The 22,701-nt window shown below is 75.3% G+C and carries 21 protein-coding genes and 1 tRNA gene; 18 read left to right on the top strand and 4 right to left on the bottom strand.

The window, feature by feature from the left end:
- Nucleotides 1–82: 82 nt before the first annotated feature.
- The 3 genes from IH44_RS0103885 to IH44_RS0103875 all read left to right on the top strand — a co-directional run bounded on the left by IH44_RS0103885 (nt 83) and on the right by IH44_RS0103875 (nt 955).
- Nucleotides 83–156: transfer RNA gene (locus IH44_RS0103885), tRNA-Thr, on the top strand.
- A 128-nt stretch (nt 157–284) separates the two neighbouring features.
- On the top strand, nt 285–560 hold the full coding sequence (locus IH44_RS0103880; RefSeq protein ID WP_035953777.1) for a hypothetical protein: 276 nt from the start codon (nt 285–287) through the stop codon (nt 558–560).
- Nucleotides 560–955, top strand: a complete 396-nt coding sequence (locus tag IH44_RS0103875; RefSeq protein ID WP_030457952.1) for a PIN domain-containing protein — start codon at nt 560–562, stop codon at nt 953–955. The genes IH44_RS0103880 and IH44_RS0103875 overlap by 1 nt, the downstream gene beginning before the upstream one ends.
- Before the next feature lie 300 nt (nt 956–1,255).
- On the opposite strand, the gene IH44_RS0103870 is transcribed toward IH44_RS0103875, so the two are convergent.
- Together IH44_RS0103870 and IH44_RS0103865 are read right to left on the bottom strand one after the other, a co-directional pair.
- Nucleotides 1,256–1,630, bottom strand: a complete 375-nt coding sequence (locus tag IH44_RS0103870; protein WP_157852086.1) for a hypothetical protein — start codon at nt 1,628–1,630, stop codon at nt 1,256–1,258.
- A gap of 210 nt (nt 1,631–1,840) precedes the next feature.
- Nucleotides 1,841–2,518 carry a histidine phosphatase family protein gene (locus IH44_RS0103865; RefSeq protein ID WP_051816523.1) on the bottom strand — a complete coding sequence of 226 codons (678 nt, stop codon included), beginning with the start codon at nt 2,516–2,518 and terminating at the stop codon, nt 1,841–1,843.
- Between the two features lie 353 nt (nt 2,519–2,871).
- On the opposite strand from IH44_RS0103865, the gene IH44_RS46185 reads away from it, so the two are divergent.
- The 8 genes from IH44_RS46185 (at nt 2,872) to IH44_RS0103825 (ending at nt 10,431) form a co-directional block, all read left to right on the top strand.
- Nucleotides 2,872–3,042 carry a hypothetical protein gene (locus tag IH44_RS46185; protein ID WP_157852084.1) on the top strand — a complete coding sequence of 57 codons (171 nt, stop codon included), beginning with the start codon at nt 2,872–2,874 and terminating at the stop codon, nt 3,040–3,042.
- 161 nt (nt 3,043–3,203) lie between these two features.
- A complete protein-coding gene (ribA, locus tag IH44_RS0103855) occupies nt 3,204–3,875 on the top strand; it encodes a GTP cyclohydrolase II (protein WP_232794805.1) in 672 nt (223 codons plus the stop codon).
- A gap of 94 nt (nt 3,876–3,969) precedes the next feature.
- Entirely contained in the window at nt 3,970–4,488 is a 519-nt protein-coding gene (locus IH44_RS40550; RefSeq protein ID WP_051816522.1) for an NADPH-dependent FMN reductase, read from the top strand.
- Between the two features lie 264 nt (nt 4,489–4,752).
- The gene (gene ribD / locus IH44_RS0103845) at nt 4,753–5,967 is read left to right on the top strand and encodes a bifunctional diaminohydroxyphosphoribosylaminopyrimidine deaminase/5-amino-6-(5-phosphoribosylamino)uracil reductase RibD (protein WP_081966709.1); all 1,215 of its coding nucleotides are present in this window, start codon (nt 4,753–4,755) and stop codon (nt 5,965–5,967) included.
- Nucleotides 5,964–6,887 (top strand): LLM class flavin-dependent oxidoreductase, encoded by a 924-nt coding sequence (locus IH44_RS0103840; protein ID WP_030457946.1) that lies wholly within the window; start codon nt 5,964–5,966, stop codon nt 6,885–6,887. The genes ribD and IH44_RS0103840 overlap by 4 nt, the downstream gene beginning before the upstream one ends.
- Nucleotides 6,884–8,074: a hypothetical protein gene (locus tag IH44_RS0103835; RefSeq protein ID WP_030457945.1), complete on the top strand. Its 1,191-nt coding sequence runs from the start codon at nt 6,884–6,886 to the stop codon at nt 8,072–8,074. The genes IH44_RS0103840 and IH44_RS0103835 overlap by 4 nt, the downstream gene beginning before the upstream one ends.
- A 17-nt stretch (nt 8,075–8,091) precedes the next feature.
- A complete protein-coding gene (locus tag IH44_RS0103830; protein WP_030457944.1) occupies nt 8,092–9,276 on the top strand; it encodes a galactosyltransferase-related protein in 1,185 nt (394 codons plus the stop codon).
- 132 nt (nt 9,277–9,408) lie between these two features.
- Nucleotides 9,409–10,431, top strand: coding sequence for a helix-turn-helix transcriptional regulator (locus IH44_RS0103825; protein ID WP_157852082.1), 1,023 nt, complete (start codon nt 9,409–9,411; stop codon nt 10,429–10,431).
- A gap of 7 nt (nt 10,432–10,438) precedes the next feature.
- Here the strand turns inward: IH44_RS0103825 and IH44_RS0103820 are convergent, their stop codons facing one another.
- Nucleotides 10,439–13,378 carry a BTAD domain-containing putative transcriptional regulator gene (locus IH44_RS0103820; protein ID WP_232794804.1) on the bottom strand — a complete coding sequence of 980 codons (2,940 nt, stop codon included), beginning with the start codon at nt 13,376–13,378 and terminating at the stop codon, nt 10,439–10,441.
- 849 nt (nt 13,379–14,227) lie between these two features.
- Between IH44_RS0103820 and IH44_RS46180 the strand changes: the two genes are divergently transcribed.
- From IH44_RS46180 to IH44_RS0103785, 7 genes are all read left to right on the top strand, one after another.
- Nucleotides 14,228–14,404, top strand: coding sequence for a hypothetical protein (locus tag IH44_RS46180; RefSeq protein WP_157852080.1), 177 nt, complete (start codon nt 14,228–14,230; stop codon nt 14,402–14,404).
- A 120-nt stretch (nt 14,405–14,524) separates the two neighbouring features.
- The gene (locus IH44_RS0103810; RefSeq protein WP_157852078.1) at nt 14,525–15,106 is read left to right on the top strand and encodes a TOMM precursor leader peptide-binding protein; all 582 of its coding nucleotides are present in this window, start codon (nt 14,525–14,527) and stop codon (nt 15,104–15,106) included.
- Nucleotides 15,103–16,731: a hypothetical protein gene (locus IH44_RS0103805; RefSeq protein WP_030457940.1), complete on the top strand. Its 1,629-nt coding sequence runs from the start codon at nt 15,103–15,105 to the stop codon at nt 16,729–16,731. The genes IH44_RS0103810 and IH44_RS0103805 overlap by 4 nt, the downstream gene beginning before the upstream one ends.
- The gene (locus IH44_RS0103800) at nt 16,728–17,402 is read left to right on the top strand and encodes a nitroreductase family protein (RefSeq protein WP_030457939.1); all 675 of its coding nucleotides are present in this window, start codon (nt 16,728–16,730) and stop codon (nt 17,400–17,402) included. The genes IH44_RS0103805 and IH44_RS0103800 overlap by 4 nt, the downstream gene beginning before the upstream one ends.
- A gap of 30 nt (nt 17,403–17,432) precedes the next feature.
- Entirely contained in the window at nt 17,433–18,716 is a 1,284-nt protein-coding gene (locus IH44_RS0103795; RefSeq protein ID WP_051816521.1) for a YcaO-like family protein, read from the top strand.
- Nucleotides 18,717–18,753: 37 nt separating this feature from the next.
- A complete protein-coding gene (locus tag IH44_RS0103790; RefSeq protein ID WP_051816520.1) occupies nt 18,754–19,581 on the top strand; it encodes an SAM-dependent methyltransferase in 828 nt (275 codons plus the stop codon).
- A complete protein-coding gene (locus IH44_RS0103785) occupies nt 19,578–20,894 on the top strand; it encodes an amidohydrolase family protein (protein WP_232794803.1) in 1,317 nt (438 codons plus the stop codon). Before IH44_RS0103790 ends, IH44_RS0103785 begins: the two co-directional genes overlap by 4 nt.
- Here IH44_RS0103785 and IH44_RS0103780 read toward each other — a convergent pair.
- Entirely contained in the window at nt 20,815–22,647 is a 1,833-nt protein-coding gene (locus tag IH44_RS0103780; protein ID WP_255358035.1) for a BTAD domain-containing putative transcriptional regulator, read from the bottom strand. The genes IH44_RS0103785 and IH44_RS0103780 overlap by 80 nt on opposite strands.
- Nucleotides 22,648–22,701 lie beyond the last annotated feature (54 nt).

Below are 22,701 nucleotides of genomic sequence, written 5' to 3'. Positions count from 1 at the left end.
CCCCACAACCCCCCGCATCCCCGAGCCCCCGCCCGGTACACTGCCCACTGGTGCCGCCGTGGATCCCGCGGACGGCCACCGCGCCTCCTTAGCTCAGCTGGCCAGAGCACCGCTCTTGTAAAGCGGGGGTCGTCGGTTCGAACCCGACAGGGGGCTCTCGTTTCCATCTCGGATGAGCTGCGGCTTCGGCTTTCCGGAAGCTTGATCAACGGCCTCGGACCCCTGGTCCGAGGCCGTTTACGTGAGCGCCCCGAGTGCGACCGCCGGTCGGTATGATGTCTGGTATGGCAACGAAGAAGTACACCGTGACGCTGCCCGAGGAGTTGGCGGAGGAGATCCGCGCCGAGGTGGGGTCTGGTGGATTCAGCCGTTATGTCACACAGGCCATAGAGCGCCAGCGTGAGCGCGACAACCTGCACGAGTTCGTCGGTTGGTGGGAGGGCGAGCACGGCGAGGTGACCGACGCGGAGTTGGCGCTCGCAGAGGCGGAGCGGCTGGCGCTCCAGCGACAGCACGCGGAGCGCAAAGCCCGGACTGCGCCCCGTCGCAAGGCGAGTTGATGTCCGAGCTCGTCTACCTGCTCGACAGTGAAGGCCTGTCTCAAGCCGTTCTCGGCCACCGCGCCATGGGCGCCCGGCTCAAGGACGCGGACCGCTCCGGCATCCGGGTCATGACCACGTCGATGACGCTCATCGAGGCCTACCACGGGCGCGTCAAGAAGGCTGCGTGGGCATGGGCCCTCTCCAGGATCGCAGTCGAGCCCGTGACCAGAGAGATCGCCGGAGAAGCGATCGAACTGTTGGAGACAGCAGGCCTGCACGGACACAAGTACGCCATCGACGCCGCTCTTGCCGCCGTGGCGCTGCGTCAGCGTGGTGACGTCACGATCTTCACGTCCGACGAGGAGGACATGCGTCTGCTCTGCGGTGACCGTGTTGTGGTCAAGGGCATCTGACGGTGGCATGCGGGATGAGTCGGGCCATGGTGGATGCCGTACCGACCGGCCCTGTTGCGTGAGCCATGCGTGAGCGGACTGCACAGCGGCAGCGCCGGCGGGGCCGGACTGTCGAAACTTGATGCATGGCGCCGACCTGCAGGTTCGGCGCCGCGCAGCATCAGGCGTCACGTACCGACGTGATCAGGTTTCGTCTTGTAGAGCGGGGGTCGTCGGTTCGAACCCGACAGGGGCTCAGCGAACTGTCGGTAGGTGCTTGGCGGAGGCGTTCGGCGCAGAGCGCCAGCAGCATGCTGCCGATCAGTGAGGGCAGTGAGGCCACCAGCAGGTAGCAGAGGTAACCGGCCGCGGCGGGCAGGTTGTTGGCGATCGGCGAGGTGCGGGGCCCCAGCGGTCGACGGCGGTGCCGGCCGCCGGGGCGGCCGGCAGTGAGAGCGCGGTGGCGATGCTGGTGCTCAGGCCGACCTGGGCGACCGTCAGGTCGGGGGTCAGCGCGAAGAACAGGAACGACAGCGGGACGAACATCCCGACGTCGAACGGGTCGAGCACGGTGGCGGCCATCACCCGTTCCTGGCCCGCGAGTTCGGGCAGGCCGAGGGAGAGCCTCGGTCTGGAAGGGGCGACCGTGGCCGGTTCGTTCGGCCGGTCCGGTGCGGGGAGGAACTCCGTTGTCACGTCGGGCAATTGGGGCGCGAAGACGATGTGGGGGCCGTGGCTTCCTCTCGGGCGTGGGACGGCGGGGAGGGGGGGCGGGCTCGCTGATCGTTTCCACTCTCGCCCGGTGACGCGAGGGGCCGCCACGCTCCGGGCCGGCCGGGCCCGGCCGGGCCTGATCCGGCCGGCGGGCCGGGGCGGTGGCCGGACGGTCCTGCTGGGCGAGGGGGTTCAGCGCAGGTGGGAGGTGTCGTTGTAGAGGTGCATGGTGGCGCGCGGGCCGGTGTGGACCAGGACGGAGAGCGAGGCCGGGGAGAGGTGCATGGCGTGCGTCGCCTCGGCGGGGGCGGTCAGTGCTCCGGCGATCAGCGTCTTGATCGGCGTGACGTGGCTGACCAGGAGGAGGCGGCGGCCCGGGTGCCGGGCCAGCAGGGCGTCGCGGGCCGTGGCGGTGCGGGCGGCGACTTCGGCGAGGGACTCGGTGGCGCCGGTGGGCGCCGCCGTCGCGGACGACTGCCAGGCCCGCAGGTCGGCGGGGTGGCGGGTGCGGATCTCGTCCAGGGTGAGGCCCTCCCAGTGCCCGAAGTCGGCCTCCCGCAGGCCGTCCTCGATCTCCACGTCCAGCCCGAGCCGTTCGGCCGCGGCCTGCGCGGTCTGCCGGCAGCGGCGCAGCGGGGAGCTGATGACGGCGTGCACGGGTGCCTCGGCGAGCAGGGCGGAGGCGGCTGCGCGGGCGGCCTGGGCGAGGCCGGTGCCGGAGAGTTCGGGGTCGGTGCCGCCGCTGCCGGAGAACCGGCGGTGCGGGGTCAGTGCGGTCTCGCCGTGGCGCAGCAGCAGCAGGGTGGTGGGTGGGGTGAGCGGGGTGGGTGCGGCGGGTCCGGTGGCCCGGCCGTCCGGTGCGCTGGTCATTTCTCCAGCCTAGACCGGGAGGTCGCGGGAAATGCGCTCCGTTGAAAGTCGGGGGATCGGAGAATCGTGCGGAAACGGTGGACCTGGTGGCCTATTCGGTGATTCCGTGCACTTCCGGCAGGACCGGTGCGGAATGCGGCAACTCGGGCATCCGGGAATTCGCCGACCGGCCCAACTCCCTGGCCGGGATGGGTTCTTGTCCGGATCAGGCCAGGCACGGTCCGGCCAGCGGCATCGGTGGCGAAAGCCTTTCCGGCCGGGGGACAGTTGGTCGTCGAGCGAATTCGAAGGCCCGACCGTGGCGGGGAGGCGACCGCCATTCCTGAACGGCTAAAAATCCTCTGGAGAATGCCATGAAGAAGACCGGAACCCCCCTCTGGATCGCCGGGATCTCCGCTGTCGCGTCGGTGGTGGTCCTGCTGTCCGGGGCCCCCGCGCAGGCGGCGGCCGACGAGCTGCCGCGGGAGTCGGTGGTCTGCCCGGCCAGCCTGATGTGGGACGTCGTCGCCGGCGTCTGCCGCTGACCGCGGCCACCCCGTACCGAGCCCCACCACGGCCCCTCGATGCCTGTCGATACCCGTCGAGGTCCGCCGGGATCCGGTGGTTCCCCGCCGGAGTCCTGCCGAATTTCCACCGAAGACCTGCCGAAGTGTCCGGCGCCAGCCGGCGTGAGAGAGGACGAGCGATGACCGTAGCCGAGACGATGCCCGCGACCGAGACGGTGTCCGCGAAGATCCGCGCCACCGTGCCCGTACCGATCCACCTGAACAACGGCGACACCGTCGCCGCCCGGCTGCACACCTTCCACGGCCTGAGCGATCCGGGCGAGCACATAGCGATCACCCTGGGCGAGGACCGCCCGGACCCGGACCCGGTGCCGCTGGTCCGGCTGCACTCCGAGTGCCTGACCGGCGACGTGCTGGGCTCGGCGCGCTGCGACTGCGGCCCGCAGCTGCACGAGGCGGTGCGCCGGATCGGCACCACCGGCGGCTGCGTGCTGTACCTGCGCCAGGAGGGCCGCGGCATCGGCCTGTACAACAAGCTGGACGCCTACCTGCTCCAGGACGCCGGATACGACACCTACGCGGCGAACGAGGAACTCCAACTCGCCCCGGACTCCCGGGACTACCGTGCCGCCGCCGAGATGCTCCGGCTGCTCGGCCTGACCCGGATCCGGCTGCTCACCAACAACCCGGAGAAGGCCGCCCAGCTCGCCCGCTACGGGATCGAGGTGGTCGCGGTGGTGCCGACCGGGGTGTTCGTCACCGAGGACAACCGCTTCTACCTGGAGACCAAGGCCCGGGTGACCCGCCACACGCTGGCCCTCGGCGAGCCGGCCGGCCGGCTCGCGCGCTGACCCGCGTCCGCGCCCGCACACACCCGTAACCCGTACCCGCACCCGCATTCGGCCAGGAGGACGGCATGAGCCCGGGGCACATCAGGAGGACGGCATGAGAGCACTGGTATTCATCGGCAGCGAACGCGTGAACTCCTACACGGCGGCGCTCGGCCGGGCGATCGGCGACGCGCTGGGGTCGGCCGGGATGGCGCCCGAGACGGTGCACGCCGGGGGCCCGGAGGCCGCCGACCCGGTCGGACTGCTCGATCGGATCGCCCGGGCGGACGCGGTGGTCCTGGTCTCCCCGGTCTACCACGGCGGCTACTCGGCCCTGCTCAAGGCGGTGCTGGACCGGCTGCCCGGCGACGCGTTCGCCGACAAGCCGGTCGCGGTCGCCGCGAACGGCAGCGGGCCGCGCACCGGCAACGTGGTGTGCGACCAACTGCGCACGGTGGCAAGGGCGATGGGCGCCTGGGTGGTGCCCACCCAGACCGCCGGCTGTCCGGACGACTTCCGCACGGTCGGCGGCGCACCGGTCGGCCCCGGGGACGAACTGGCCGAGCGGTGCGAGCTGATCGCCGGTGAACTGCTGCGGCTGGGCACGGCGTTCCGCACCCCGGCGGGGGTGTAGGCGGTGCATCAGCAGAACGGGCGGGAAGCGATGGACCGGCAGGCCGAACGCGGTCGGCAGGCAGAACAGACCGGGCAGACCGGGCAGGACAGGAAGACCGGGCAGGACGGGCAGGTCGAGCGGAAGTCGGCCCGCGAGCGGGCCGAGCGGAGGACGGCGCGCGAGCAGGTCGAGCGGAAGTCGGCCCGCGAGCGGGCCGAGCGGAGGACGGCGCGCGAGCAGGTCGAGCGGAGGACGGCGCGCGAGCAGGTCGAGCAGCGGGCGATGCAGCGGGCCGTCGAACTGGCCGCCGAACGGCTGGGGTTGACCGGCGCGAACCCCACGGTGGGCTGTGTCGTCCTGGACGAGCGGCTGCGGGTGGTCGGCGAGGGGTCGCACCGGCACGACGGTGAACCGCACGCCGAGGTGGTGGCGCTGGCCGCCGCCGGCACCCGGGCCCGCGGCGGCACCGCCGTGGTGACCCTCGAACCGTGCGCCCACACCGGCCGCACCGGCCCGTGCACCGAGGCGCTGCGGGCCGCCGGGGTGGCCCGGGTGGTGTACGCGGTGGCCGACCCGACCCCGCGGGCCGGCGGCGGGGCGGCGGTGCTGGCCGCCGCCGGGATCGCCACCGAGGGCGGGCTGCTGGCCGCCGAGGCGACCCGGGCGAACCGGTACTGGCTGACCAACGCCACCCGGCTCCGGCCCTGGGTGACCTGGAAGTTCGGGGCCACCCTGGACGGCCGGATCGCCGCCGCCGACGGCAGTTCGCGCTGGATCACCTCCGCCGCGGCCCGCGCCGACGCCCACCTGTTGCGGGCCCGGCACGGCGCGGTGCTGGTCGGCGCGGGCACGGTCCGCACCGACGACCCGCACCTGGGCGTCCGGCACGGCGTGGCCGGCCCCGCCCCGGTGCGGGTGGTGGTGGCCGCCGACCCGTCCCGGCTGCCCGCGACGGCCCGGGTGTTCGACGGGTCGGCCCGGACGCTGCTGGCCGTCCCGGAACGGTTCGCCCGGGCCGCCGCCCCACCCGGCGCCGAACTGCTCCCGATCGGCCCGCCCGACGACCCGTCGGCCGGGCCGGCCGACGGGCCGGACGACGGGCAGGTCGACCCGCGGGCGCTGCTCTCCGCCCTGCTCGGCCTGGGCATCCGCTCCGTGCTGGTCGAGGGCGGCCCGCGCACCGCGGCCCGGCTGCTGGCCGCCGACTGCGTGGACGAGGCGGTGGGCCACCTGGCCCCGGCACTGCTCGGCGCCGGGCCCGCGCTGCTCGGCGACCTCGGCATCTGCACCATCGGCGGGGCGCTGCGCTGGGAGTTCCGGGCGGCCGAACCGGTCGGGCCGGACCTGCGGGTCTCCGTCGTCCCGGTCCCCGATCTGCGGGTTCCCGACCTGCCGGTCCCCGATCTGCCGGTCCCCGACCTGCCGGGCGAGGGCGTCCCGGGCGAGGGCGTTCCGGGTGAGCGGGTTCCGGTCGGCGCCGGGGGGTGGACGGCATGAGGACCGGCATCCTGCTCCCGCTGTACGACGACCCGTGGCAGCACGGCCTGCGCCGCCTGTACGAGGCGGCGGAACTCGGCTTCACCGGGGTGTGGACCAGGGACGTCACGCTGACCGAGAACGACGGCGTGGACCGCGCGGTGGCCGGCGACCCGGTCGCCGACCTGGCCCACGCGATGGGCACCGGCCTGCCGTTCGAGGAGTTCGGCACCGCGATCCTGTGCGCCGGCTACCGGCACCCGCTGAGCATGGCCCGTTCGGTGGTGATGCTCCAGCAGATCTCCGGCAACCGGCTGGTCCTGGGCCTCGGCGCGGGCTCCCGGACCAACGTCAACGCGCTGTACGGCCTGGACCGGCAGGCCCGGCGGCAGAACCTGCTGCAGACCGTCCGCACCCTGGACGACCTGCTCCGCCAGGGCGGCCGCGACCTGCCGGACACCGTGCGGTTCGAGAAGCCCCCGGGCTTCCGGCCCCCGCCGATGCTGCTGGCCAGCGGCGACCCGGCCGTGCTGTCCGAGCTCGGCCCGTACCTGGACGGCCTGATGGTGCCGGGCCTGCCCCCGGAGAAGCTCACGAACCCGGACGAGGGCCACCCCGGCGCCCTGCTGCCCCGCACCATGCAGCTCAGCCTGGCGGTCAGCACCGCGGACCGGCACCTGCCGGTCGGGGTGCGCGACCTGGGTCGGATCGCGGTGGTCGAGGTCGGCGCCGAGCTGCTCGCCCCGCTGCTGGAGCGGTACGTCCGGCACGGCCTGGAGCGGCTGGTCCTGCACCTGCCGTTCGACGACCTGACCGGGCGCCAACTGGCCGTCCTGGCCGCCCGGAGCAGGGAACTGGCGACGCCCGTCCCGGCCGGTGCGGTCCCGGCCGGTGCGGCCTCAGCCGGTGCGGCCCCGGCCCCGGTCGGCAGCGCGCCGTGACGATCGTCATCAGCGTGGCGGTGGCGGCCCCGGCGGCCCCGGCGGCCGGCCCGGGCGTTGGCGAAGTCCCGTCTGCACTGGGCGAGTTCGGCCCAGTCCCGGTGGTCCGGGCCGACCCGGCGGCCGCGCTGGTCGGGGCCTGGCGGGCCGCGGCCGGCACCGGTTCGACCCACCACCTGGTGGTCCGGGCCGGTACCGAGCTGGCGCCCGGGTTCACCGCCGAGCTGCTCCGCGCGGTGGCCGGCCGTCCCCGGGCCGCCCTGGTGCTGTCCGCGGCGGGCGGCGGCAGTTGGAACGCGGGGGCGGTCCGGTTGGCGGCGCTGCGCGGCTGCGGCTGGGCCGCGGCGGTGCCGCAGGACTGCCTGTCCCCGGCGGCCGTGCTGCTGCCGTCCGGGGCGGCGCTCGCGTTCGCCGGGTTCGCGGCCGGGGCGCTGGCGGCGGGCGCCGCCCCGGACGGGCTGCTGCCGGCCTTCGCCCGGCGGCACCGGCTGGACCTGCTGCTGCACGTCGGCGGCCTGGCCGCGTCCCCGGCGGCGCCCGGGGCCCCGCCCCGGCCCTCGGCCGCGCGGTGCGCCGGGGCGGCGGGGCGGTCGTCCGGCGGGGTGTCCGACCTGGTCAGCCCGCTGCCGGAGGTGCTGCCCCGGCTGTCCGGCGGCCGGGCCCTGATCTCGCTGTGGGACGCCGGCACCGCGACCTGGCGGCAGGCGTCCTGGACCCGGCACATGGCCCGCGCCGGCCGGAACTGGCCGGTGGCGGCCCCGGCGGCGGCGTTCGTGGCGGTCACCGACCGGCCGACGCCGGGCGCCCGGGAGCGGGTGCTGCCGCTCACCGAGGTGGTCCGCTACGGGCTGGCGCTGGGCACCGTGCTGGGCCGGGCCCCGGTCGAGACCGCGGCGCCGGTCCTGCGGCCCTGCCTGTGCGCGGCCGTGCTGGACGCGGCCGGCCCGGTGCCGGCCCCGGAGTGGCCGGACGACTGGACCGACGAGCTGACCGACGTGCTGTGGCGGGCGGTCGGCGTCGGCGCGAGGCTGCGCTCCAACCACGGCGTGGAGCACTGGCCGGCCGAGGAACTGCGCGCCCTGCCCGCGGACGCGCCGCCGTGCGGCGGGCCGGATCCCGCCGAGCCGGAGCCCGCCGAGCCGCCCCCGCCGGGCGGCACCCGCCCTTCACCGACCCCTCGCCCGTGAGGAATTGGGAGACCACCATGTCCTGGCTACGCGTCACCGACCCGTCGGCCGCGGCCCGCCTCGTCGCGGATTCGCTGGTGATCCACGCGGACCCGCACGCGCGGGCCACCAACCCGTACCACTGGTACCGCACGCAGCCGCTGACCGAGCGGCTGGCCCGGCTCGCGGGCGACGAGGACGCCGCGCCGTTCGCCCCGGCCGCCCGGCGGCTGCTGGCCGCGCCGGAGCGGCCCGAGCACCATCGGGCCCTGGTCGCCGCGCTGATCCCGATGATCGAGAAGTTCCCGGAGCGGATGCGGCCGCTGACCGACCTGGCCTGGCAGACCACGCAGCGCGGCCGGATCGGCCACCACCTGGGCGCGGCCGTCGGCCCGGACGCCCCGCCGGCCCCGCCCGTCCCCACCGCCGCCCCGGTGCCGGAGCGGACGGGCGTGCCGGGTCCGGCTGCCCAGCTGGTGGTGCCGTTCCGGGACGGCGGCGGGGGCGGGGAGCGGCTGCGCAACCTGCTGGCCTGCCTGGCCGCGCTGCGCGACCAGGACGAGGTGCCGGGCGGGTACACGGTGACGGTGGTCGAGGCGGACCGCGAGCCGCGCCGCCGGGAGCTGATCGCGCCGCTGGCCGACGAGTACCTGTTCGCGCCGCACCCCGGCGCCTTCAACAAGGCGTGGGTGGTGAACGCCGGAGTGGCCAACTCGGCGGTGCGGGCCGAGACGGTCTGCGTCTTCGACGCCGACCTGCTGCCCGACCGCGGGTTCGTCGCCCGCAGCCTGGCCCGGTTCCGCGAACCGGGCGTGGGGGCGTTCCTGCCCTACCGCGACATGCTCTACCTGGACGAGGGCTCCAGCGTCCGGGCGGTGCACACCCGCGGCCCGGGCGGCGAGCCGGCGCTCGACCCGGCGGCGCTGCGCGGCTTCTGGATGCGCCGCCCGGTGGGCGGCTGCGTCTGGCTGACCCGCGAGGTGTTCGACCGGATCGGCGGCATGGACGAGCGGTACGAGAACTGGGGCGGCGAGGACGTGGACCTGGTGCTGCGGCTGCAGTCGGCGACCGCGCTGTACGCCTACGACGACTTCATGGTGCACCTGCACCACCCGGTCCGGCCGCTGCGGCCGGAGGAGGCGCGGCAGAACGACGAGATCCCCTACATGACCTGGAAGCCGGCGGGCCCGATCGGCCGGCTGGACCGCTACCTCGTGCAGTGAGCGGTTCGTGGAGTGGAGATTCTCCGCCGGCTTCGCCGAAACCTTTGACACCACCCGCCCCAGTGGTCTAGACCTACACCGCGAATGGTCACGTCTATCGGGCAATGGGGGCTCCGATGAACACGGTGAGCGATGTCGACCGGGTCCGCCGCGCACCGGACGCGTCCTGACGTGCAGGCCGTGCTGCAGGCGTTCGGCCTGAGCGAGGCGGCGAGCCTGGTCTACCAGGCCCTGCTGCGCACCCCCGAACCCGCCGAGGGCGCCCTGTCCGCCGAACTCGGCCTGTCCGCGGACGAGGTCCACGCCGCCTACCGGGAACTCACCGGGCTCTCCCTGCTCCGCTCCTCCTGGGACGACCCGCTCACCCTGCGCCCGGTGATCCCCGAACTCGGCCTCAAGGCCCTGCTCGCCCACCGGGAGGCGGAACTCCTCGCCCACCGGCAGCAGGTCGAACAGGCCCAGGCCGCCTACGAGATCATCCGCACCGAGTCGGCCTCCGGCCGCCGCTTCACCCACACCGAGGACCTGGTCGGGGTGGACGCGATCCGCGACCGGCTGGCCGAACTCGGCGCCCGCACCCGCTCCCAGGTGCTGGCCTTCATCCCCGGCGGCGGCCAGAGCGAGTCCGCCCGCCGCACCAGCCGCCCGCTCGACGAGGAACTGCTGCACCGCGGCGTCGAACTGCGCACCATCTTCCTGGACTCGGTGCGCAACCATCAGCCCACCACCGACTACGCCCGCTGGCTGGGCGAACGCGGCGGCCAGGTCCGTACCGTGCCCTCGCTGCCGATGCGGATGACCATCGTCGACCGCGAGGCCGCCGTGGTCCCGCTCGACCCGGAGCGCAGCGACACCGCGACCGTGCTGTACGGCACCGGCGCGGTCGCCGCCATGTGCGCCCTGTTCGACCTGGTCTGGTCCGGCGCCACCCCGCTCGGCGACGCCAGGAGCCGCGACCCGCACGGCCTGTCGGGCCAGCACTACGCCCTGCTCCGGATCCTCCACCAGGGCGAGACCGACGTGGTCGCGGCCCGCAAGCTCGGCGTCTCCGAACGCACCGTCCGCCGCCTGATCTCCGAACTGATGGACCTGCTGGAGGCCCGCAGCCGCTTCCAGGCCGGCGCCCGCGCCGCCGAACGCTCCTGGCTGCGCTGACCGCCCGTCAGCCCGCCGCGAGCAGTTCGCGCAGTTCGGCGACCACCTTGTGATCGGCGGTGCGGAACCGGGACAGCGTCGCCTCCCAGACGGCGCGGGCCTCGGCCGGGCGGCCGAGGTCGCGCAGGATCAGGCCGTGGGTGTGCTCGATCATTCCGGTGGAGACGTTGTTCTGCTGGGACGCGGTCCGTGCGAGCAGGTCTCGGATGATGGCGAGGGCTTCCTCCAGCCGTCCCAGACGGCGCAGCGCTTCGGCCCGGCCACGCCATCCTTCGGGGTTCGGGTCCTGGGCGGTGACGGACGCGTGGGTCTCGGTGGCCAGGACGAAGTGGCGCAGCGCTTCGGCGGGGTCGTCCAGTCGGAGGTGGGCGAAGCCGATGTTGGCGAGGCCGGTGTTGACCGCGAAGCCGAAGTCGCAGCGCTGTCCGATCTCGGCACTGCGCCGGTGGTGGGCGAGGGCGAGGTGCGGGTCCTCGGCCTCGACCAGGTTGCCGAGGGCGCTGAGCGCGATGGCCTCGCTGCGGAGGTCCTCGTCCTGGATGCTCCGGGCCAGGGACTCCTCTAGGCAGCGAGTCGCCTCCTCGGTGCGCCCGAGGCTGGTCAGTAGCATGCCCCGGTTGCCCTGCATCCGCCCGCGCTGGGGACCGTCGACCAGTGGGAGGCACTGGTCGAGGAGTTCGAGGGCGAGCAGGTTGCGGCCGGCGAGGTAGTGCGCGTGGGCCATGCCGTTGAGGGCGAACACCTGGGCGGTGCGGTTGCCGTCGCGCAGCGCCAGGTGGTGGACGAGTTCGTTCATCCGGAAGGACTCCGTGCGTTCGCAGATCCGCAGGTAGGGCATCAGCGCGCGGACCAGCGGTGAAACGTCGTCGGCGGTGGCCCAGGAGGTGTCGGCGAGCTGCTCGACCAAGGCCAGCAGGTTGTCGAACTCGGCGTCGCTCAAGGCCAGCGCCTCGTCCTCGTCCAACTGGTCGGCGGCTTCCACCGGGGGCAGTTGGCTATTCCGGTGGATGTCGGGGTCGAGGGCATGGGCCGTTCGGGAGGCGAGCGAGAAGTACCACTCCAGTGCGGCCCGGATGTGGGCCTCGGGGTCGGGAACCAGCTCGCGCGCGTAGTCGCGGACCAGGTCGTGCGGGGCGTACCGGTCGGGACGGGGTTCGTCGAGGAGGGCGACCTCGACGAGGCGGTCGAGGGCGGCGCCGGCCTGGGCGGGGGTGATCCGCAGGACGGCGGAGAGCAGCGGGGCGGAGTAGTCGGGCAGGTCGATCGCGCCGATCGCGGCGAGGGCGTCGGCGGCGCGCAGGTCCGGGCGGCGGGTGGAGGCGCGCAGCGAGTCGTGGGTCAGGGCGAGGGACTGGCGGATGCTCAGGTCGTCGAGTTCGAGTTCGTCGAGGCGGTCGGCGGGTTCCTCCAGCCGGCCGACCAGGCCGCGGACGGGGAGGGTGCGGCGGGCGGCGAGGCGGGCGCCGGCGATCCGCAGGGCGAGCGGCAGCCGGCCGCAGAGCCGGACCAGGCGGGCCAGGTCGGCCTGTTCGATGGCGACCACGGACCGGTCGGCGGTGGAGCGGCCCGCGGTGCGTTCGACCAGGGCGATGCTGTCGCGTTCGGAGAGGGCGTCGAGCCGCAGGTGCAGAGCGTGGTCCAGGGTGTGCATGGGGGTGCGGCCGGTGACCAGGACGGCGCAGCCGGGGGTGGCGGGCAGCAGCGGGCGGACCTGGGCGGGGTCGGCGGCGTCGTCGAGGACGAGCAGGGTGCGGGTGCCGGCCAGGGCGGTGCGCAACAGGGCGGCGGCGCCGCCGGCGTCCTCGGGGATCGCGCCGGGTGCGGTGCCGAGGCCGAGCAGCAGGGCGGTGAGCGCGGCGTGCGCGGTGAGCGGGGCCAGGCCGGGGGTGGCGCCGCGCAGGTTCAGGAACAGCTGCCCGTCGGGGAACTCGGCCCGCAGCCCGTCGGCGCACCGCACCGCCAGCGCGGACTTGCCGACGCCCGCCATGCCGCTGACCACGGCGACCGCCGTCCGGTCGGAGTCGGCGAGCAGGGCGCGGCGCAGTGCCTCCAGCTGCTCCTGCCGTCCGACGAAGTGGGCGGCGGGGGAAGGGAGTTGGGCGGGTCGAGGACGTTCCGCGGCCACCGACGCCGACGCCGACGCCAGCTCCGGCTCGGACACCGGCACCGGCTCGGACAGCAACTCCGGCACCGGCTCGGACAGCAACTCCGGTTCCGGCTCCGGCTGTTCGGCCAGCAGCCGCCGGTGCGCCTCCCGCACGGCGGGTCCGGGTTCGACGCCCAGTTCCTCGACCAGGGCGGTGCGCAGGCGCTGGTGCACGGCGAGGGCCCGGGCGCGGTCGCCGGTCGCCTGGAGGGCCCGGATCAGCTGGGCGTGGAAGGCTTCGCGGAGCGGGTGTTCGCCGACCAGCCGGGTGAGTTCGGGGATCAGGGCGTGCGGGCGGCCCAGGCGCAGTTCGGCGTCGAAGCGCCATTCCAGGGCCTGCAGCCGGCTCTCCCGCCACTGCTCGCACGCCGCGCCGTTCCCGGCCGCCTCCGGCAGGTCGGCGAGCGGTTCGCCGCGCCACAGGCCGAGCGCGGTGGCGGTCTCGGCCAGGACGGCGGGCAGGTCGCCGGCCTCGTGCGCGGCGTGGGCGCGCCGGACCGCCGCCTCGAACCGCCGGGTGTCGAGTTCCTCGTCCGCCACGACGAGCCGGTAGCCGGCGGGGGTGGCGCGCAGCCGGGTCCCGTCCTCGTCGGCGAGCGACTTGCGCAGCCGGGCGACCAGGTTGCGCAGCGAGGCTTCGGCGGTGGCGGGGGCGTGTTCGCCCCAGAGCGCGTCGACCAGGCGGTCGAGCGAGACGGGCCGGTCGGCGTTCAGCAGCAGGACGGCGAGCAGGGTGCGGGCCTTGGGTCCGCGGATCGGGCGCTCGGCCGTTCCGTCGTGGACCGTCAGAGTTCCGAGCAAGCCGAAGCGCACCGTGGTGCTCCCTGTCCGCGTGCGCCCCGTCCGACTCCCCGTCGGTGCACGTTAGACAGATGTTATCGGCCGATTATCGGCTCGATCCAGGCTTGTCCTGTCGCACCAAGGACCGCCCGCCGGAACCCGACCGCTTCCGGCCCCACGCCACGGCACGGAGAAGAGCATGCCCCGCACCCAGCGCACCGCCACCGCCCGCCGCCCCCGGCGGGACATCGCCTGGTCCTGACCCACCCCGGCCCCCGCCACGACCGGCAGGGGGCCGACCGGACCCGCGGCCGCCCGGACACCCGGCGGCCGCGCCCGCCGAACCCCGCACCGACGGCAGCCGCTCGCCGTCCCGGGGCCCGGCGCACGCACCGCACGGCGCCCGGGGGGAGCGCCGCCGGTGCCGCGGATCCGGGGGAGCGCGGTCGGCCCGTGGCAGACGCCGCGGGCGGGGGGAACCCGCGCACCCCCGGATACCGCCACCGACCCGGACGAGCCGAGGCACCGGCTTCCCGGAGGGATCGATCACCGGCCCCGGACGACCCGTCCGGGGCCGTCGGCGTGCCCGGACGGGAACCCGGCCGCTGCGTGCCCGCCCGTGACCGCACCGGGCCTCCCGTGCCCGACCCGTACGAGCGACCGCCGGCCGCCGACCGCCGACCGCCGGCCGCCGGCCGCTGACCGCCGACCGCTGGCCGCCGGCCGTCGGCCGCCCGCAACCGTCGGGGCCAGAGGTGACAGGGAGTTGCAAGGGGACCGAAAGCACCTTTGGTGACACTGGGGCGCGGTGCGCGGCGGGCTGCCGCGCACCGTTCCGAGCAACCGCTTGGTCCAGAGGAAGGGGAAGTCATGTCGATCACGGTTGGCACTGCCATCAGCTCCGAGGACGTTCCGTCCGTCGAGGGGCGTCGCCGGATGCAGCTCACGGTGGAGCAGTTCCCTGCGCCGGCGGAGCTGGCGGCCAAGGGCTCCTGCGACTGCGGGTGCGGCAGCTGGGAGTCCTGCGCCAGCGAGGACTGCGAGTAGTCACCCGCAGGTGAGCGAGGACACCGGCACCGCGCCGGTGTGAGCCGGGTTCGGGGCCGGGGCCCCCGGCCCCGAACCCGGCTCGATCGAACCGACCAGGCCAGGAGCGAAGCGCTGCGCATGAACACGAAAAATGCTCGTCCTCCCGTCGTGCTCCCGGTGGGGCCGTTCGGCGAGGCGGTCGCCGAACGGCTCGGTGCCGCCGCCCCGGCGTTCGAGACGGTCACCGGCGTCGCAGCGGCCGGCGCCCGCCCCGTCGTCCTGGCCTCCTGGCGGCCCAGCCGGGCGGTCGCCCGCGAGCTGGACGGGACCCCCGGCGTCCCCTGGTGGCTGCCCGTGACCTACACCCATCCGGTGATCCACGTGGGGCCGGTCCTCGGTCCCGGACTGCCCGGCTGCCACGAGTGCCTGGAGACCCGCGTCCTGTCCACGGACCCCCGGCCGGAGTACGTCGAGGCCCTCTGGGACCTCTACGACGAGGACCCCTCGGCCGGCCCGCCGGGACACCTCGGCCACCACGCCGTGATCGCCGCCGGCCTGGCGCGGGCGCTCGCCGGCGAGCCGACGACCGCGGTCCGGAGCCTGTACACGTACCACGTGCTCACCGGGGACATCATCAGCCACACCTTCGTCCCGCTGCCCTCCTGCCCGCGCTGGGCGGGGCGCACCGGGGACGTCGCAGGAAGGGACGGTGCGGCGTGACGACCTCCGCCACCCAGGCCAAGGAGACCCGCTACGCCCTCACCCCGGGGCTGGTCCGCGTGACGGTCGGTTCCGCGTACGTCGTGGAGGGCGGGACGACCCGGGTGCCGTTCACCGGGCCGGGCGCCGTGGACGTCCTCCCCGGGCTGTGCGACCTGCTGGACGGCACCCGGTCGCTGCCGGAGCTGGCCCTGGCCCTCGACATCCCGGTCGAGGACGTCCGGGACGGCGTCGCGCTGCTGCGCAACCACGGGCTGGTGGAGACGGTCGACCCGACCGCCCCCGCGGACGGGGCGCCGGGCGAGCTGTCCGCGTTCTTCGCCCGCAGCGCCGGGTACGCCGACCGGGCCCGGTCCGCGGCGGAGGCCGCGGCGAGGCTGGCGGCCGCCCGGGTCCTGGTGGCCGGGGACGGCCCGCTGGCCGCCGCGGTGCGCTCGGAGCTCGCCCGGGCCGTCCCGGCCGTGCACGGCTTCTCCGCCGAACTGCTCGACGCGCTCCCGGACAGCGACGGGGTCGCGCTGCCGACGGCCCTCGTGGTGCAGGTCTTCGAGGGCGCCGGGGAGCGGACGCCGGACGTCCTGGAGCGGTGCTTCGAGCGGCAGGTGCCCTGGCTCGGCGCCGCCGCCGGCCGCGACGGCGGGTTCGCCGGGCCGATGGTGCACGGCGCGTACGCGTGCGCGGCCTGCGCCTGGTCGGCGCTGCCGCTGCCGCTGGCCGCGCCCGGTGCGGACCTCCCCGCCGGCCCGGCCGCGCTGCTGACCGGCCTGGTGGTCGCCGAGGCGGTCCACGCCCTGTCCGGGGTCGCGGCCGTCGGCACGGTGAACCGCCTGCTCCGGGTCGGCTGGGACGAGAACCGGCGGCCCGCCGCCGAGGTCGACGAGCCGCGGCTGTACCGGTCCGCGGACTGCGCGCGGTGCGGCTCGGCCGCCCTCGCCGGCGCGGCGGAGGCCCAGCAGGTCTGGGAGTTCGAGCAGGAGATCGAGTTGCCGCCGCCGCAGTTCGGCATCCCCGCCTCCTTCAAGCGCAAGCCGGACACCACCGAACTGCAGCGCGCCGGCCGCACGCTGCCGACCGGCCCGGTGCTCCGCGCAGCGGACCTCCCGGCCGGCGCACCGGAGGTGTCCGAGGTCTTCGCGCTGCTGCGCAGGACGGTCGGGGTGCGGGAGCGGAGCGAGAGCGGGGTGCCCTTCCGGGTGATCCCCTCCGGGGGCAACCTGGGCTCGCAGCAGGCGTTCGTGGTCTCCCGGACGGAACTGCCCGGGCTGGGCAGCCACGCCGCGTGGTACGACCCGACCCGGGACGCCCTGGTCGCCACCGGCCGGGTCACCGCCGCCGAGGTGGCGCACACCCTCGCGCCGGTGCTGGACGACGAGGGCTGGGACCGGCTGCTGGTGTGGGTGGCCGACGTCGGGAAGCTGTCCGCGAAGTACGGCGACTTCGGGTTCCGGCTCGGCTTCCTCGACGCGGGCGTCGCGCTCTCCCAGACCTTCGCGGCCGCGGGGGCGATGGGGCTGCGGCCCCGGCTGCTGGCCCGGTGGGAGTCGGCCGGGTTCACCGGCCTGCTCGACCTGAACCCGGAGACCGAACCGGTCACCGGCGTCGTGATCCTCCAGGGGGAAGCGTGAGCACCGCGATCCAGCCCAAGGTGGCCGTGCTGGGCGCCACGGCGGCCGGCCTGATGGCCCGCGCGGCCCGGCGCGAACTCGTCCCGGGGGCCGGGCCGACCGTCAGCCCGCAGCCGGCCGGGGCGCTGGCGGGGCTGTCGGCGGCACGGTTCGACGAACTGACCGCGCAGCGCCGGGCGACCAGGTTCTTCGGCCCGCGTCCGGTCGCCGCCGAGGCGCTGGAGACGGTCTGCCGGAGCGCCGTCCAGGCCGCCGCCGCCCTCGCGGGCGACGCGCCGCCGCACCGCTGGCTGGTGTTCGCGCAGCGGGTGGCCGGCCTCGCCCCCGCCGTCCACCACTACACCGGCGACGGGTTCCACCGGCTGGCGGACCTGCCGCCGGAGGAGGCCAGGTACCTCTCGCTGCAGCCGCAGTTCGTGAACTGCCCGGCGCTCGTGGTGCCGGTCTCCGACCTGGCCGGCAGCCTCGGGCGGGACGGCGCGGACGGGTACTTCAACCTGCTCGTCGGCACCGGGTACAGCCTGCACACGGCGTGGCTGACGGCGGTCTCGGCCGGGCTGTCCGGCAGCCTGCTCCGCGGGGTCAACCCGGTCCTGCTCCACGCCGCCGCCGGGCTCGGGCACCTGGACTCCCGGCCGTTCCTCGCCCTCGCCCTGGGCCACACCGACTAGCCCGCGGGCCGCCGAAGAGAGACCACCGACATGACTGCACTGAGCAAGGTCCACGAACTGGCCGGCCCCTTCGCCGCCGTCCCCGTCCTGCCGCGCCGGCTGCCCGCCTCCTACCTGCCGCCGTGGTGGCACTCCTTCGTCAGCGCCTCGGCCCCGTTCACCGTCTCCCGGCCCTACCCGCGGACGGTCAAGGAGTCGCACGGGTCGGGCCGTTCGGGCGACGCCGAGACCGCCTGGCGGATCAGCGCCGTCGAGACGCTGGAACGCCTGGCCAACTACACCGTGCAGCGCGAGTTCCCGGTGAGCGACGCCGCCTCGCTGCCGACCGCGATCGACCTCGACACCGTCCCCCGCTGCTCGGCGAGGGAACTCGCCGACCCCCGGTGCAGGCTCACGCTCCCGGACAGGCACCAGCCGATCCGCTGGGCCGAGGGCGTCCGGGTCGCCACGGGGGAGAAGGTCCACCTGCCGGCGGTGATGACCCGCCTCGGGCTGCCGCCGATGCCCGGCGAGCGCTTCTGGGCCCAGATCAGCACCGGGGTCGCGGCCGGCGGCAGCTGGGAGTCGGCCCTGGCCTCCGGGATCTGCGAGGTCATCGAGCGCGACATGATCGCGGTGACCTGGCACCAGCGACTGCGGCTGCCCAGGGTCGACCCGGGCGTGCTCACGCCCGAGGGCGCGCGCCTGGTGGAGTGGTGCGACCGGAAGTTCGTCCGGGTGCACGTCTTCGACGCCACGTCCGAGATCGGGGTGCCGACGGTCTACTGCGTCCAGGAGGCGCCGCACGACCCGGTGGCCCGGCGGATCGTCAGCGCGGCCACGCACGTCGACCTGCCGCGGGCCGTGGAGCACGCGATCGGCGAGGGCATGTCCATCCGCACCGCGGTGCACAACGGGGCGCAGAAGAAGCCGGAGGACCGCGGGGCGATCATCAAGGGCGCGGTCGAGATCGGTGCCCCGGAGATGGCGCACGCCCTGGACTTCCTGCTCGGCGGGCACGGCCCGCGGCCGCCCCGGCCGGTCACCGCACCGCCGTCCGCGCTGCTGGAGGACGACGCCGCCCGGTTGCGCCACCTCGTCGAGCGCTGCGAACGGGCCGGGCACGAGGTCTACGCGGTCGACCTCACCACGCCCGAGCTGCGCTCGATCGGCCTGCACGTGGCGGGCGCGGTGATACCCGGCCTGCAGCCCCTGGCCTTCAACCCGCACGCGCAGTACCGGGGCCACCCGCGCCTGTACCGGCTCCCGGAGCTGCTCGGCCACCCCGTCCGCGCCGAGGACGACCTCAACCCCCATCCCCAGCCGTTCGCCTGAGCGCGGCGCCGACCGCCGCGGAGACGGGAGCAGAGCCATGAGCAGCACGAACGCCGACGCCGGCCCGGCCCTGGGCGCCGTCGCCCGGACCGCCTGCTGGACGGCCGCCGCCCGGGCCCGGGAGAGCCTGCGGCCCGACCGGCTCTTCGACGACCCGTACGCCGCCGCCTTCGCCGGGGAGCTCGGCGGCCGGATGCTCGACACCTTCGGGGTGACCCACCGGGCGACCGACGACAACCCCTACCTGCCGGTGCGCACCCGCTGGTACGACGATTTCCTCCGGGCGGCCGGGCTCCGGCAGGTGGTCGTCCTCGGCGCGGGGTTCGACGCGCGCGCGTTCCGGCTCGACTGGCCGGACGGCACCGTGCTGTTCGAACTGGACCGGGCCGACCTGCTGGCGCACAAGGCGGCGGTGCTGGAGACCGGCGGCGCCCGGGCGCGCTGCGACCGGCGGCCGGTGGCGGCGGACCTCGCCGACGACTGGCCGGCGGCGCTGCGGGCGGCGGGGCACGACCCCGCCGAGCCGACCGCGTGGATCGGCGAGGGGCTGCTCTTCTACCTCCCGGAGGCCCTCGCCAGGGACGTGCTCGGAACCGCGGCCGCGCTCTCGGCCTGCGGGAGCCGGCTGGCCGCGGACCTCATCTGTGCCGACAAGGCCGGGAACGCGCCCCACCGGGCCGGCTTCGTCTGGCGCTTCGGCACCGACGAGCCGGCCCGGGTGGTCGAGGAGTGCGGGTGGGCGGTCGAGGCCGTCCTGGGCCCCGACCAGGTCGGCCGGCGCTACGGCCGGTGGCCGGACGAGCCGGCGCCGGCCCGGCGCCGCAGCCACCTGCTGACCGCGCGGGTGCCCGGGGAGGCCCGGTGAACGTCCCGCGCCTGCCGGTTCCGGACGGGGGGCTGCGCCTGGTCCACGCCCGGATCGTCACCGGCACCGACAGCGCCCCGGTCGCCGACGGCGAGGTCGTGGTCCACGGCGACGAACTCGGCTACGTGGGGCCGCTGCGCCCCGACCCGCCCGCCGAGGACGCCGAACTGCCGCAGTACGACCTCCGCGGTCACACCGTGCTGCCCGGCTTCATCGACTGCCACGTCCACTTCGCCGCCGACCGGACCCCGCCGCTCGCCGCCCTGGGCATGTTCCCCTCGCACTTCCACATGGTGACCGCCAACAACCTGCGGCGGACGCTCGAGGCCGGCATCACGACGGCCCGCGACCTGGGGGGCACCGACCCCGGCTTCCGGGACGCGATGGCCGCGGGGCTCGTCCTCGGCCCGCGGCTGCACCTCGCCATCGGCCTGATCAGCCCCACCGGCGGCCACGCCGACCGTAGCCTGGCCAACGGCCGGCCGATCCCGACCGGCCCCAGGGACCTCGACACCGTCGCGGACAGCGACGACGAACTGCGGCTCGTGGTGCGGAGGTTGCTCCGCAGCGGCGCGGACGTGATCAAGCTCTGCACCAGCGGCGGCATGACGAGCCCGACCTCCCGCCCGGAGGACGTGGGGGTGCCCGAGCGGCAGGTGCGCCTGGTCGTCGAGGAGGTCGCGCTCCGGGGCGGCCGGCCGGTCGCCGCACACGCGCAGGGCCTGGCGGGGATCCTCGCGGCGGTCCGGGGCGGGGCGACGAGCGTGGAACACGGCTACGGCGTGGACGACGAGGCCCTGCGGCTGATGACCGACCGGGGCACCTACCTGGTGCCGACCCTGAGCGTGGCGCTGCGGGCCCCGGACCCGGTCACCACCCCCCGGTACCGCTACGAGAAGAAGACGCGGTGGCTGGAGGCGGCCCGGCGCAACCTCGCGGCCGCCGTCACCTCCGGCGTCAGGGTGGCGATGGGCACCGACGCGGGCGCCTGCCCGCACGGGGCGAACCTGGCGGAGCTGGGCCACCTGGTGGACCTCGGGATGACGCCCGCGCAGGCCGTCCGGGCCGGCACCCGGACCGCGGCCGAACTGCTCGGCTACGGGGACAGGCTCGGAACCCTGGAGACCGGCAAGCTGGCCGACCTGGTGGTGACCGACGCGGACGTCCTGCGGGACGTCCACGCGCTCGCCGATCCGCGGTCGGTCAAGGTGGTCGTCCAGGGCGGCCGGGTCGTCAAGGACATCCGGTCCCTTCCGGGCCCGGATGCTCGGCCCGCGCCCGCTCCCGGGCGTAGACCCGGGTCAGGTTCGTGAAGCCGAACGAGACGCCGTCCGCGCCGTGCCGGCTCTCCACGTCCAGCAGGGACACGTCGGCCAGGCGCTCGAGCGCGGGCAGCAGCTCGCCGGGGCGGACCTCCAGCAGCCCGGCCGTCGCGGCGGCGGTGAACCGCGCCGGGCCGAGCGTGCCGAGCCGGTGCAGCAGGTGGCGGTCGTGCGGGGCCAGGGCGCGGTAGTCGGCGTCGAGGCTCGCCCGGACGGTCGAGGTCCCGTGGCGCAGCTCGTCGAGGCAGCACCGCTCGTCGGCGAGCCGGGCCGCGAGGTCGGAGACGCTCCAGTACGGCCGGGCCGAGAGCCTGGCCCCGGCGATCCGCAGCGCGAGGGGGAGGTGGTCGCACCGCGAGGCGATCTCGTCCGCGGACCACGGGCTGGTGGCGATGCGCTCCGGCCCGGCGATGCGGGCGAGCAGCTCGCGGGAGCCGACCGGGTCGAGCGGCCGGAGCTCCGTGCGGCAGGTCGCCGCGAGGCCGGTGAGCCGAGCCCGGCTGGTCACCAGCACGGCGCACCCGGCGGTGCCCGGCAGGAGCGGCTGCACCTGCGCCTCGTCGCGGGCGTTGTCCAGCAGGACCAGGACGCGGCGGTTCGCCAGGACGCTGCGGTAGGCGGCGCTCCGCCGCTCCACCCCGTCGGGGACGGCGGTCCTGCTCATGCCCAGGTCCACGAGGACGCGGGCGAGCACCTCCGCCGGGTCGGCGGGGTGCTCCCGGTCGGCGTGCAGGTCCAGGTACAGCTGGCCGTCCGGGAACGTCCCGCGCAGGCGGTGGGCGGCGCGGACGGCCAGCGCGGTCTTGCCCGACCCGCCCCGTCCGGTGACGGTGGCGATCGGGAGGGCCTGGTCGTGGCGGCCGGCCAGGGCCGCGACCAGGTCGGCGACGGTGTCCTGCCGGCCGACGAAGTCGCCGATGTCGGGCGGCAGTTGGAACAGCGCGTCCACGACGGGCGCGGGCGGCCGCGGCGGCGCGGGGGGTTCGGTGGACTGGTGCGCGTCCTGCTGGGTCAGCACCACCTGGTGCAGTTGGCGCAGGTGCCGGTTCGGCTCGGTGCCGAGCTCCTCGTTGAGCACCGTCCGCAACCCGGCGTAGGCGACCAGGGCCTCCGCCGACCGGCCGGCCCGGTGCAGGGCGGTGATCAGGTGGCCGTGCAGCCGCTCCCGGAGCGGGTACTGGCCGGCGACCGCGCTCAGCCGGTTCACCACCTCGGAGTGCGCACCGAGGGAGAGCAGCACCTCGGCCTGCAGTTCCAGCGCGTTCAGGCGCAGGTCCGTCAGCCGTCTGGCCTCGGCGGTGACGCAGTCGCCGGTGGTGACGTCGAGGTAGGGGTCGCCCTGCCACAGGCCGAGCGCCTCCGCCAGCTTGTCGGCGGCCGCCGCCGGGGCGCCCGTCCGCCGGTCCCGTTCGGCCTCCGCCACCAGCGCTTCGAAGCGGGCCGCGTCCGTCCAGGACGGTTCGATCCGATAACCCTCCGGGTGGGTCGATATCACCTGCGGCGCGTCATCGGATCCCGTGATGTCCCGAAACAGTGACCGCAGCCGGGATATCCGGACGTGCAGGGCATTGGCGCGATTGGCGGGAAGCCGGTCGGGCCAGACCGTTTCGACGATGTGCTGTGCGGATACCACCGAACCGGAGTGGGCGAGCAATTCCGCGAGGAATGTCCGGTCCCTGGCGCCCCGCGGGCCGATCAGTGGTCCGCCGGACGAAATTCTCAACGGCCCCAAGACGTAGAACATCACGGATTGATGGTGGCATACGATTCGCTTTACCGTCATCCTTGTTTGGTAAAG

Origin of the sequence: Kitasatospora sp. NRRL B-11411 (assembly GCF_000721345.1) — a bacterium.
In the GTDB taxonomy this organism is placed as follows: Bacteria; Actinomycetota; Actinomycetes; order Streptomycetales; family Streptomycetaceae; genus Kitasatospora; species Kitasatospora cineracea.
Note: the sequence above shows the minus strand (reverse complement) of the source record. Positions and strands in the feature narration are given on the sequence as shown.